Source organism: Frankia sp. CeTa3Moorea (assembly GCF_978021225.1).
This window is the reverse complement of the sequence record NZ_CDXDOR010000003.1, coordinates 18,296-30,129: the sequence shown is the minus strand read 5'-3', so window position 1 is coordinate 30,129 and position 11,834 is coordinate 18,296. Positions and strand designations below refer to the sequence as shown.

Below are 11,834 nucleotides of genomic sequence, written 5' to 3'. Positions count from 1 at the left end.
GGAACGGACGGGTCGTGCTGCTCTTCGGATACGCCGTTGATTCGGATACGCCGTTGATGCTGTCAGCCACATCGATGTTGCTTTACAGCAAAGCACGAGAACGCGGGGTTGGCTACCGGCGATCTGTACTCAGAGCGGACGTCTGGTAACAGAGGACGAAGATCCCGATCAGCTGCGTAGCGCGGCGCGCGGGTTGGCCGCTTCGCCGGCTCCGTCCCACTGCGTCGCAGGGCGCGGCGCCCCGGGTCGGACATGACACGCGTCGGTGAACTTTCGGTGCTTGCCGCGTCGGAAGGTTGGCAGCGATGGTGCCGCTCGATGACCGTGAATGATCCAGTTCCGGCGGCTCGGCGATCTTCCTGTCAAGCTCTCGCCTGTTCCTGTCCGTTCTCTCCAGGCTTCCGTCCGTTCTCGTCCGCTTCCGTCCGTTCTCATCACGCTTCTGTCCGTGGCCGAGGGTCACTCGTCCGCGGCGCTCCGGGTGTGGCGTGATGTTCGGGGTGACGAGTGAGAGTAACTATTTGTCGATCATTCGACACGCACAGTTGTGATCGGATTGGCCGCGGGCTGGCTGATCAACCACGAATCCAGTGACATGGATGTGTTCCGGTTGGTGATAGGTCCGCGTTCGTGGACGTTCACCTTGCGTTCATTCGAGATGGCTTCGATTCTTGTCGGCGCCCCAGTCCAGGGGGCGGACGATTCGGCGCCGTAGCGCGCAAGAACGAAGGGCTGCTCGTGAACCGAGGCAAGCGTCAGGCCGCCGTCGGGGCTGCAATGGTGGCACTGCTCACTGTGGCGGCGTGTGGCACCGACGACAACAGTGACTCCGGCGGCACCGGGGCGAAGCCGTCGAACGGGGCGAGCGCGATCGCCTGCGAGAAGGGCTCCATCACCGGATCGGGGTCCTCCGCGCAGAAGAACGCGATGGACGAATGGGTCAAGGCGTACCAGAACGCTTGCGACGGAGCAAAGATCAACTACCAGTCGACGGGGTCCTCGACCGGTCGGCAGCAGTTCATCGCCAAGCAGGTTTCCTTCGCCGGTTCCGACTCGGCGCTGAAGGACCAGCAGAAGACCGACGCGGACAATCGCTGTACTCCCGGTACGGCTGTCGACCTGCCGATGGTGGTCGGCCCGGTCGCGCTTATGTACCACCTTTCGGGTGTCGACAAGCTCCAGCTGTCCGCCCCGACCATAGCGAAGATCTTCTCCGGTGCCATCACCAAGTGGAACGACCCGGCGATCACGGCGGAGAACAGTGGGGTTACTCTGCCTGACGCGCCGATCGCCTCGGTGCACCGGTCCGATGGTTCCGGCACCACCGACAACTTCACCAAGTTCCTGAAGGGCGCGGCCGGCGCCGCCTGGACCTTCGACTCCGGCTCGGACTGGAAGGCCCCGGGCGGCCAGGGTGCCAAGGGCAGCGACGGGGTGACTGCGACCGTGAAGTCCACCGAGAACTCGATCGGTTATGCGGAGCTCTCCTACGCGGAGAACGCCGGGCTGTCCACAGTCGCGGTCAAGAACGGTGCCGGCGAGTACGTCAAGGTGAGCACGGATGGTGCCTCCCTCGGCCTGAGCACCGCGAAGATCGCCAGCGGTGACGACCTGAAGCTCACCTTCGACTACACTGCGGCGACCAAGGGGGCGTACCCGATCTACCTGGTCACCTACGAGATCGCCTGCACCGCGGGTCTCCCGGCCGACCAGGCCAAGCTGGTCAAGTCCTTCCTGACCTACACCGCGTCGGACGCGGGCCAGTCCTCGATCGCCGACCTTGGTTACGCGCCGCTGCCGGACTCGGTAGCGACCCGGGTCCGCACGGTGGTCGACAAGCTGTCCTGACGTCGATCTGACGCAGCTCCGATCGGACTATCCGGTGCCCGCGGTGGGGTGAACAGCCCCACCGCGGGTCCGTTGTTCGTTGACGACGGCGAGAGCATCCGGGCCAGAACGGCAGACCAGAACAGCGCACTAGAACAGACCAACAGCACCAGACCAGCCAAGACGGTGACGGCCAGGGCATTTCATGAGCGGAAGTCGAGTTCGGAGTACCAGGGGAAGGCACCAGGGGAAGAGGGACCATGACGACGGAGCCGGACAGCTCGGCGGACGCCGAGTCTCGGGGGGCCGCTTCGGTGACGGCCGCCTCATCGGGAGGTGATCGGCCGGCCGGCGGGCTGGCGGACACCTCGACAGGCAAGGCCAAGGTCGGCGTCGCTGACCTGATCTTCAAGAATGCCACCCGCACGGCCGGGGTCGGGCTGCTGGTACTGATCGCCGCGATCGCGGCCTTCCTGGTACTGCGCGCCACCAACGCCCTCGACGCCAATACCGGGAACTTCTTCACCACGGAGGAGTGGTTCCCCAACGCCACGCCGCCGGTTTTCGGTATCGCCGCACTGCTGTTCGGCACGATGATCACTTCTGCCATCGCAATGATCATCGCTGTTCCGGTTGCGGTGGGCATCGCCCTGTTCATTACGGTGTACGCCCCTCGCCGGATGGCCTCCGCCCTCGGCTACATCGTCGATCTGCTGGCGGCCGTGCCGAGCGTCGTCTACGGCCTGTGGGGACTGCTCGTGCTCGCGCCGCACATGAAGGGCATCCAGAGCTGGCTGAACGACTACTTCGGGTGGATCCCGCTGTTCGAGACCGATCGCGGGGTCGGTCGGTCGATCTTCGTTGCGAGCGTCGTCCTCGCGATCATGATTCTGCCGATCGTCGCCGCGTTGTCCCGCGAGGTGTTCCTGCAGGTGCCCATTGCGCATCGGGAGGCGGCGATGGCGCTGGGCGCGACCCGCTGGGAGATGATCAGAACCGCCGTCCTGCCCTATGGCAAGCCGGGCGTTATCAGCGCCTCGATGCTGGGCCTCGGGCGGGCGATGGGCGAGACCATCGCGGTCGCCCTGGTCCTGCCGGCGTCGTTCAACATCTCCTGGCAGATCCTCGCGCCGGCCGGTAACACTATCGCCGCGAACGTGGCGAACGGATGGGGCGAGGCCAACGACATCGGCCGCGGTGCGCTTATCGCGTCCGGTCTCGTGCTCTTCATCGTCACCATGCTGGTCAACATCATCGCTCGCGCCATCATCGCGCGGCGGCGTGAGTTCTCGGGGAGTGCCGCATGAACACCGCGACCGTTCCCGGCACCGCCGTCGAGGGCGGTGAGGACCGGCTGCAGCTGCGGGGCCGGGTCCTGCCCCGCTGGGTACCGCTCGCTGCCGTCGCCGGTGCCGTCGTCCTGACGGCCCTGATCTACCTGGTGACCTCGATCTCCAGCAGGATCCAGTTCCCCCTGCTGGTTGCCGTCTTCTTCATCCTCGCGATGACCGTGGCCTCGACGCTGGTCGAGGGCGGCCGCCGGGCCCGGGACCGGTTCGCGACGAACCTGGTCTACGCCGCCTTCCTGCTCGCGGTCATCCCCCTGCTCGCGGTGCTCGTGAATGTGATCGAGAAGGGTGCGAGGCGGCTGCGCCCCGAGTTCTTCACTCACTCGATGAACGGCATCGGCGCCCGTGACGTCGGTGGTGGCATCTACCACGCGATCATCGGCACGGTGGAGCAGGTCGCGTTGGCGAGCCTGCTGGCCGTGCCGTTCGGTCTGCTGGTGGCCATCTACCTGGTGGAATATGGCCGCGGCCGGGTCAGCCGGGTAATCAGCTTCTTCGTCGACGTGCTCACCGGTCTTCCCTCGATCATCGCGGGTCTGTTCATCCTGGCGTTCTGGATCCTCGCCTTCCACCAGGGCTTCTCCGGATTCGCGGGTGCCCTGGCCCTCACGGTGCTCATGATTCCGATCGTGGTGCGCTCCGCCGAGGAAATGCTGAAGCTCGTTCCGGACGAGCTGCGGGAGGCCAGCTATGCCCTCGGGGTGGCGCGTTGGCGGACCATCCTCAAGGTGGTCGTCCCCACCGCGTTGCCCGGGATCGTGACCGGCGTCATGCTCGCGGTCGCCCGCGTTGCCGGCGAGACCGCGCCGCTGCTGCTGACCGTCTTCGGTACGAACCTCATCAACGCCAACCCGTTCTCCGGGGAGCAGTCCGCACTGCCGCTGTACATCTACTCGCAGGCCGGCCAGCCGCAGCAGTCGGCGGTGGACCGGGCCTGGGCCGCCGCCCTGGTACTCATCATCATCATCATGCTGCTCAACTTCATCGCTCGTCTGGTCGCCAGACGCTCGCGGCTGTGATGACCCTGACCCGGGATGGCAGCGCGGCACAGATCATGCCCTATCTCATCCCATTTAGTCCCATCCCATCTGATCCGACCCTCTGAAACAGCATCCAGGCAGATCGTGAGTCGAGGTAGCCATGGCCACCCGCATCGACGTTTCCGGGCTGACGGCGTACTACGGGAAGTTCAAAGCCGTAGCCGACGTGAACCTGACCATCGAGCCGAAGAACGTCACCGCATTCATCGGGCCGTCCGGATGCGGGAAGTCGACGGTGCTGCGCACGCTTAACCGGATGCACGAGGTGCTTCCGGGGGCCCGGGTCGAGGGGCAGGTGCTCCTCGACGGTGAGGATCTGTACGGGCCCGGGACGGACCCGGTGGCCGTCCGCCGCACCGTCGGGATGGTCTTCCAGCGACCGAACCCGTTCCCGACCATGTCCGTCTACGAGAACGTCATCGCTGGGCTCAAGCTGAACGGGATCCGCAAGAAGGCGCTCCTCGACGAGCGGGCCGAGGAGTCACTGCGGGGCGCGAACCTCTGGGAGGAGGTCAAGGACCGGCTGGGCCGGCCGGGCGCGGGCCTGTCCGGTGGGCAGCAGCAGCGGCTCTGCATCGCCCGGGCGATCGCGGTGGAGCCGCAGGTCCTGCTGATGGACGAGCCGTGCTCCGCGCTCGACCCGATCTCCACTCTTGCGATCGAGGATCTGATCGCGAAGTTGAAGTCGAGCTTCACCATCGTCATCGTCACCCACAACATGCAGCAGGCGTCGCGGGTCAGCGACTCGACCGCCTTCTTCTCGCTGGAGAAGACCGGCGACCCCGGCCGCCTCGTCGAGTACGACAAGACCTCGCAGATCTTCAGCAACCCCAAGGAAAAGCGGACCGAGGACTACATCTCCGGACGGTTCGGCTGACGGACGGGGAGATTGGCGGACAGGACGCGCGGATGCTCCCGGTACCGCGTGGGGCCGGTCAACCGGGGGGGCAAGACCGTGGCTCGAGAGGCGAGGCCCCGGCCGTTCCGGCAGGCCTGGCGGTCGTGGCAGTAGACCCGGCAGCCGACGGGCGTCGGTACCGCGGCCCGTCCGGTGAGACGCGGAGACGGACGACGGGCACCGGGCCGGGGGGCTGCCCGGCGCTGTTGATCGCGGACGAGGACGTCGACGACGGCATGCTCGACGCCTTCGTCGCGAACGGTGTCGAGGTCAGTGTGGTGGCGGACGGGGCGCTGGCCCTGCTGGAGATCGGTCTGCGGCATCCGGCCGCGCTGCTGATCAGTGCCCGGCTGCCCGTGGTGGACGGGGTGACCGTCGTGCGGACGGTGCGTAGCGTGCCCGGTCACGACGACGTGCCGATTCTCCTCGCGGTCGGCCCCGATGACCGGCCGAGAGCTGCCGCCGGACTCGACGCGGGGGCCAGCGCCTGCGTGGGCAAGCCGTACCGGGTTCCCGAGGTCCTCGCGATGGTGGGGTTCATCGGAACCGGACGGGCCGGAACGTATCCGCCCCGGATGCACGAGCCGGAGGTGCTGCGCGGCGGACGGGTGCTGCTGGACCGCGCGGCGCACGAGGTCCGTCTCGACGGGGCCGTGGTCCCGGTCCCGCCGCGGGAGTTCCGGCTGCTCGCGCTGCTCCTGGAACAGACGGGCCGGGTCGTCACGCGCGAGACGCTGCTGCGAGAGGTCTGGGGTTCGGCGCAGACGGAGACGAACACGCTTGCCGTGCACGTGCGGCGGCTGCGGCGGCGGCTGGGCGAGACGGCCGGCCAACCGACGGTCATCGAGAGCATCCGCGGGGTCGGCTACCGCTTCCGCGCCGTTGCCGATCCGGGTTGAGCCCTTCCGCAGGGACGTCAGCCGGGCAGCGCGTAGACGCCCGGCGCCACCCGTACCACGAGGCCATCGTCGATCAGTCCGGCGAGGGCGCGGGTCCGCTGCACCGGATCGTCCCAGACCTGGTCGAGGATCTCCTGACCCACCTCCGGACTGGCGTCACGCAGGACGGCGAGCAGCCGGCCGCGGACCTGGCGGTCGGTGCCGGCGTACCCCTGGGGCCGGCGCGCGGGCCCCGCGCTCGGCGGGCTGCCCGCGGACACCCACGCACACCGTCCCAGCAGGGGGCAGGCGGCGCAGCGAGGCATCCGGGCAACGCAGACCAGCGCGCCGAGCTCCATGAACGCGGCGCTGGCCCGGGCGGCCGTCTCGGCGTCCGGCGGCAGCAGCTCCGCGATCTCGACCAGGTCGCGGCGGCTGACCGTGGCCGGCGGGTCGGCTCTTCCCTCGACGGCCCGGGCGAACAGCCGGCGCACGTTGACGTCGACGACCGGATGGCGCTGGCGGAAGGCGAAGGCGGCAACCGCCCGCGCGGTGTACGTCCCGATGCCGGGCAGCGCGAGGAGATCGTCGAGGTGCCGGGGGATCTCGCCGTCGTGCCGTTCGACGACGACGGTCGCCGCCTGGTGCAGCCGCAGCGCGCGCCTGGGGTAGCCTAACCGGCCCCACGCCCGGACGGCCTCCCCGGCGGGCTCGGCGGCGAGCGCGGCGGGCGTCGGCCACCGGTCCAGCCAGGCCTCCCAGACCGGCAGCACCCGGCTGACCGGGGTTTGTTGCAGCATCACCTCGCTGACCATGATTGCCCAGGGGCTCGTCAGGGGACGGCGCCACGGCAGGTCCCGGCCACAGACGGCGAACCAGTCCAGGACGAGATCGGCCAGTGGTCCGGGCGCGCTGCTGATTCCGGCTGTGCTGGTCATTCCCGCCATCGTGCCAGGCGACCAGGCCGGCCGGAGGCGGCCTCCCGTCGCCTTCGGCTACTACACCTAGCACTACCGTACGCAGCGTTACTACACGTAGCGTTCGAGAATGCTCGACTCGGCGAGCCGGGAGAGGCCCTCGCGGACCGCTCGGGCGCGGGCCTCCCCGACGCCGTCGACGGCCTGCAGATCGTCAACCCCGGCGGCGAGCAGTTTCTGCAGGGTGCCGAAATGGTCGACGAGCCGGTCGACCACCATCCGTGGCAGCCGGGGCACCTTCGCCAGCATGCGGTAACCGCGCGGACTGATCTGCCGGTCCAGGATGTCCGCCCCGCCGGAGAATCCGATCACCCTGGCGAGGACGGTGAGGTCGAGCAGGTCGGTCGGAGACATCGCGGACAGCTCGCCCAGGACCTGCGCGGCCGTCCCCGCCTTCGACCCGATCGGCAGATAGTCGCGGACGGTGAGTTCACGCTCGGTCTCGACTCCGGCCATCAGCTCCTCGAGCTGCAGGGACAGCAGCCGGCCGTCGGTGCCGAGCTCGACGACGTAGCCTTCGATCTCGTCGGCTATGCGGCGCACCATCTCCAGCCGCTGGCTCACCGAAATCGCGTCGCGGACCGTGACGAGGTCCTCGATCTCCAGTGCGGACAGGGTGCCCGCGACCTCGTCAAGCCGCAGCTTGTAACGCTCGAGGGTGGCCAGGGCCTGGTTCGCCCGGGACAGGATGGCGGCCGAGCCGTCCAGCACGTACCGCCGCCCGGCGACGTACAGCGCGATGATGTGCATCGACTGGCTGACCGAGATGACGGGGAACTCGGCCTGCTTGGCGACCCGCTCGGCGGTCCGGTGCCGCGTGCCGGACTCCTCTGTCGGCACCGTTGGATCCGGTACCAGATGCACCGCCGCGCGGACGATGCGCTGCAGGTCGGACGACAGCACGATCGCGCCGTCCATCTTGGCCAGCTCGCGCAGCCGGGTTGCCGAGAACTCCACGTCGAGCTCGAAGCCACCGGTGCACAGACCCTCGACGACCTTGTCGTGGCCGAGGACGATCAGTGCGCCGGTGTGCCCGCGCAGGATGCGTTCCAGGCCGTCGCGAAAGGGGGTTCCGGGCGCGACCGCGGCCAGTGTCGCCCGGAAGATGTCGTCTCCGGGTGGTCCTGCCATCAGGCTCCCTCAACTCCTCGGCTTCCCCCACCGTCTCCCATTACCACTGTCGCGATGCTATCGGGGCGACGGGAGCCGGTGGGGTCCACCTCATCGTGAAGTACTGATATGGTTAGAAAAATACACACTTTCTACGTTTCATGCATTTTGCCGATCGCGCCGATCAGGTCGGGTACCTCGGTGACTTTCATGCCGTCCGGAGCCGGGCCGGGGTCCGCCGGAACGAGCGCCCGGCGAAAGCCGAGCCGGGCCGCGGCGGCGAGCCGTTGGCGTACCGAGCCCACCGCGCGGACCTCCCCGGCTAGGCCGACCTCGCCGACAGCGACGAGATCGGCCGGCAACGGACGGTCCCTGGCCGCGCTGACGATCGCCAAGGCCGTCGCGAGGTCCGCTGCGGGTTCGGCCAACCGAACCCCGCCGACGGTCGCGGCGTACACGTCGGCCCGGCCGAAGCGCACCTTCGCCCGGCGCTCGACCACGGCGAGAATCATCGCCACCCGGGCCGGATCGAGCCCGGACACGGCGCGTCGGGGGATCTGCGCCGAGGTCTCCGCCACCAGAGCCTGAACCTCGGCGACGAGTGGCCGTCGGCCCTCGACCGTTACGGTGACACAGGTTCCCGGCACCGCCTCCAGCCCCGCGCCGCCGGACCGGGACAGGAACAGCCCGCTCGGGTCGGCGATGCCATGGATACCGGAATCGTCCATCTCGAAACAGCCGACCTCGTCGGCCGGTCCATACCGATTCTTGCCCGCGCGGACCAGGCGCAGTGCGGAGTGCCGCTCGCCCTCGAAATGCAGCACCACGTCGACCAGATGTTCCAGGAGGCGCGGTCCGGCGACCAGACCATCCTTCGTGACATGGCCGACAAGCACCGTCACGAGTCCCAGCGCCTTGGCCGTCCGGATCAGGGCCGCGGTGACCTCACGGACCTGGGTGACCCCGCCCGCGGCTCCGTCTACCCCGGCCGCGGAGATGGTCTGCACCGAATCGACCACCAGCAGGGCGGGTGAGACCTCCTCGACGTGACGCAGGACGGCGCCGAGGTCCGTCTCGGCGGCGATCCACAGGTCCTCGTGCAGCGCACCCGTCCGACCCGCCCGCAGCCTGACCTGCGCCGCGGACTCCTCCCCGGTGACGACCAGCGCGCGGGCACCGGCGGCGGCGCTGCGGGCCGCGACCTCCAGCAACAGGGTGGACTTGCCGACCCCCGGTTCCCCGGCGAGCAGGATCACAGCGCCGGGAACGAGGCCGCCGCCCAGCACGCGGTCGAGCTCGTCTATCCCGGTCGGGCGACGCCTCGTCGCGGTCACGTCGACGGACATGACCGGCAGAGCCGGTGCCGTCACTGCGGCGGACGAGGCGGAGCGACCCCCCGCGACCAGGCCGGCCCCGCGGCGTGGGGCGGGGGCCTGCGCCTCCAGCGTGCCCCACTCCTGGCAGCGCGAGCATCGTCCCGCCCACCGCACGGACTCCGAGCCGCAGCTGTTACACCGGAACCCGCCTGAGGCCGCACGGCTCGACGGGCGACCGCCGGCCGACGGGCGAGTGGATGCCATGGACGCAACGTTAGTCCGCTGGTCCGACATGTCGGTGACAGCGGCGCGCGGAATGGGTCCCCGGGCGTCGGGTACCCGCGAATGGGGATAGCCGGCCGGATCCCGCTGGGCGGATCGGCCGGCGGTGGGTCAGCCCGCGGTGGTGGCGCCGGCCGACGGCGAGGCGGGCTCCTGCCCTGCCCCCGGGGTCCCGGTAACCGCACCCGGCGCCGCCGAGGCGCCGGGTGCGGGCTGCTCCACCGGAACGTCCAGGGTGATACTGCCGGCCTTGGCGAAGGTGATGGTGACGGGCACCTGGGACCCGATCAACAGGTTCTGCTGGACGTTCTGCAGGGTCGGCGCGGAGCCGTCGGCAATGAAGATCTTTCCGGAACCGGGTGGCAGCTCGGCGGGGTTCGGTACCTTGCCGCCCGCCGCGAGGGGGGAGGACACGCCGATGATGGTGTCAGGCTCGGTGCCCGCGTTGAAGAACGCCGAGACGATCTGTGCGGAGTCTCCCCGGGACAGCGGGCCTGCTACATAGACGTTGCGCAGCGTGATGCTGCCGACGGCGCTCGAGACGCTGTTGGTCGTGGTCCGGGCGAGGTTCGTCAGCGCGTCGTTGCCGGAAGCGCAGCTTGCCAGGCCAGCGGACCCGACCACCGAGGCCAGGATCGCGGCACCGATCCGGCGGGAGGCCATGCGCCGCCTGAAGGTGGACTGTCGACCGACGTCGTGGCCCGGCTCCGGGGCGGCGGACGCCCCGCCGACGGCGGGTGTGGCTGACGTGGAACGGGCACCCAGACGGCGGCTCACAGCTCGGTGGCTCCTCCTGCGCGAGACCGGTGCCTCGGGTGCGCACCGGTGCTGGTTGACGGTCGTCCCGTGGGGCGACCACCGGTGGCGCCACCTCCATCGCCGGCCGTCGTAACCGGCGCGGAGAGGTCACCCCCGGTGCCCGGATGATTCGGTCTAAGACGGTCCGTCTCCCGACTCACCCGTGCGGGGCTAACACTAGCCATCCCTCGGCATCACATGCGGAGGCTGTGGGCGGTACGAAACCCGTGGATCCGGCCCAGGAGCACGCTCGGGCCGGATTCCGGCGCCGTAGCCGGGCCGGCTGGCCTGGGCGGTTGGTCCGAGCGGCCCCGGACGTGGGCAGCATCACGGCGTGGGGGGAGTCACGACCTGTCGGGCGACCCGGCGGGCGCCGTCCGTTCCATGGCGATAGCCCGTTTCATGGCGGGATGACCGTTGCATGGTCGAGAAGACCGTTACATGGTGATGTGGCGCGATGGGTGCTGGTGCGTCGGGATGCGTCGCGGCGGGACCGGGTCGGGTGGGCCCGGGTCCGGCACGGCGTCCCGGCCTGGCCGGCCCCCGCGCCAGGTTCGCCGCGCGGCCGCGCTCAACGTGTAGCCAACATCCGCCGGGTCGTCACCCATTTTACCTGGTAGGGCATCTTCGATGTCGGTGCGCGGCGATCTGGCGGGTGGGCGGGCGGATCTGTGCCCCTGGATGCCCGTCCTCCGGAGCGGGTGGCCGGAAGGCGGCGCCGGGGCCCTCACCTTGGCGTTGCTGGTCTTGGTACCTGCAGCGTGCGTCTGACCTGCGGCGATGCGTGCGTGTTACGCTGGTAGAGGCGGAAGGGGCACGTGACACATGGCGTTCCAAGTCGGCGAGACCGTTGTTTACCCGCATCATGGTGCTGCTCTGATTGACGCGATTGAAACTCGCGTCATCAAGGGCGAGGAAAAACTCTATCTCGTGCTGAAGGTCGCTCAGGGCGATCTGACTGTCCGAGTTCCGGCCGACAATGTCGGCATGGTCGGGGTGCGTGACGTCGTCGGGCAGGACGGGCTGGAACGGGTGTTCGAGGTGCTCCGCGCCCCGCACACCGAGGAGCCCACCAACTGGTCGCGACGGTACAAGGCAAATCTTGAGAAGCTCGCCTCCGGCGATGTGAACAAGGTGGCCGAGGTCGTCCGTGACCTGTGGCGACGCGATCGCGAACGCGGTCTTTCCGCGGGCGAGAAGCGAATGTTGAGCAAGGCCCGGCAAATCCTCGTCAGCGAGCTTGCGCTCGCCGAGGGCACCAACGAGGACAAGGCGGAGGCCATGCTCGACGAGGTTCTCGCCGGATGATCGTGGGCTTGTTGGCGCAGGCGTAATTCGTCCGGCCGACAGGCGGTCTAT

At 69.0% G+C, this 11,834-nt stretch carries 10 protein-coding genes; 6 read left to right on the top strand and 4 right to left on the bottom strand.

Annotation, left to right across the window (positions count from 1 at the left end; translation table 11 throughout):
* The first annotated feature begins 738 nt into the window (after window positions 1–738).
* From pstS to AC08OV_RS01135, 5 genes are all read left to right on the top strand, one after another.
* On the top strand, window positions 739–1,848 hold the full coding sequence (pstS, locus tag AC08OV_RS01155) for a phosphate ABC transporter substrate-binding protein PstS (protein WP_476612365.1): 1,110 nt from the start codon (window positions 739–741) through the stop codon (window positions 1,846–1,848).
* Window positions 1,849–2,087: 239 nt separating this feature from the next.
* Complete coding sequence (gene pstC / locus AC08OV_RS01150) at window positions 2,088–3,134, top strand: phosphate ABC transporter permease subunit PstC (protein ID WP_476612366.1); 1,047 nt, start codon at window positions 2,088–2,090, stop codon at window positions 3,132–3,134.
* Window positions 3,131–4,195, top strand: coding sequence for a phosphate ABC transporter permease PstA (gene pstA, locus AC08OV_RS01145; RefSeq protein WP_476612367.1), 1,065 nt, complete (start codon window positions 3,131–3,133; stop codon window positions 4,193–4,195). The genes pstC and pstA overlap by 4 nt, the downstream gene beginning before the upstream one ends.
* 121 nt (window positions 4,196–4,316) lie before the next feature.
* Entirely contained in the window at window positions 4,317–5,093 is a 777-nt protein-coding gene (gene pstB / locus AC08OV_RS01140; protein WP_462185928.1) for a phosphate ABC transporter ATP-binding protein PstB, read from the top strand.
* Between the two features lie 32 nt (window positions 5,094–5,125).
* Window positions 5,126–6,013 carry a response regulator transcription factor gene (locus AC08OV_RS01135; RefSeq protein ID WP_476612368.1) on the top strand — a complete coding sequence of 296 codons (888 nt, stop codon included), beginning with the start codon at window positions 5,126–5,128 and terminating at the stop codon, window positions 6,011–6,013.
* Between the two features lie 17 nt (window positions 6,014–6,030).
* Here AC08OV_RS01135 and AC08OV_RS01130 read toward each other — a convergent pair whose 3' ends face one another.
* The 4 genes from AC08OV_RS01130 to AC08OV_RS01115 form a co-directional block, all read right to left on the bottom strand.
* On the bottom strand, window positions 6,031–6,930 hold the full coding sequence (locus AC08OV_RS01130) for an HhH-GPD family protein (RefSeq protein ID WP_462185930.1): 900 nt from the start codon (window positions 6,928–6,930) through the stop codon (window positions 6,031–6,033).
* A gap of 90 nt (window positions 6,931–7,020) precedes the next feature.
* Window positions 7,021–8,100, bottom strand: a complete 1,080-nt coding sequence (gene disA, locus AC08OV_RS01125; protein WP_476612369.1) for a DNA integrity scanning diadenylate cyclase DisA — start codon at window positions 8,098–8,100, stop codon at window positions 7,021–7,023.
* Between the two features lie 131 nt (window positions 8,101–8,231).
* Window positions 8,232–9,689, bottom strand: coding sequence for a DNA repair protein RadA (gene radA, locus AC08OV_RS01120; RefSeq protein ID WP_462185932.1), 1,458 nt, complete (start codon window positions 9,687–9,689; stop codon window positions 8,232–8,234).
* Between the two features lie 99 nt (window positions 9,690–9,788).
* Window positions 9,789–10,454 (bottom strand): copper chaperone PCu(A)C domain-containing protein, encoded by a 666-nt coding sequence (locus AC08OV_RS01115; RefSeq protein WP_476612370.1) that lies wholly within the window; start codon window positions 10,452–10,454, stop codon window positions 9,789–9,791.
* 846 nt (window positions 10,455–11,300) lie between these two features.
* Between AC08OV_RS01115 and AC08OV_RS01110 the strand changes: the two genes are divergently transcribed.
* A complete protein-coding gene (locus AC08OV_RS01110; RefSeq protein ID WP_006545253.1) occupies window positions 11,301–11,783 on the top strand; it encodes a CarD family transcriptional regulator in 483 nt (160 codons plus the stop codon).
* The last annotated feature ends 51 nt before the right edge of the window (window positions 11,784–11,834 follow it).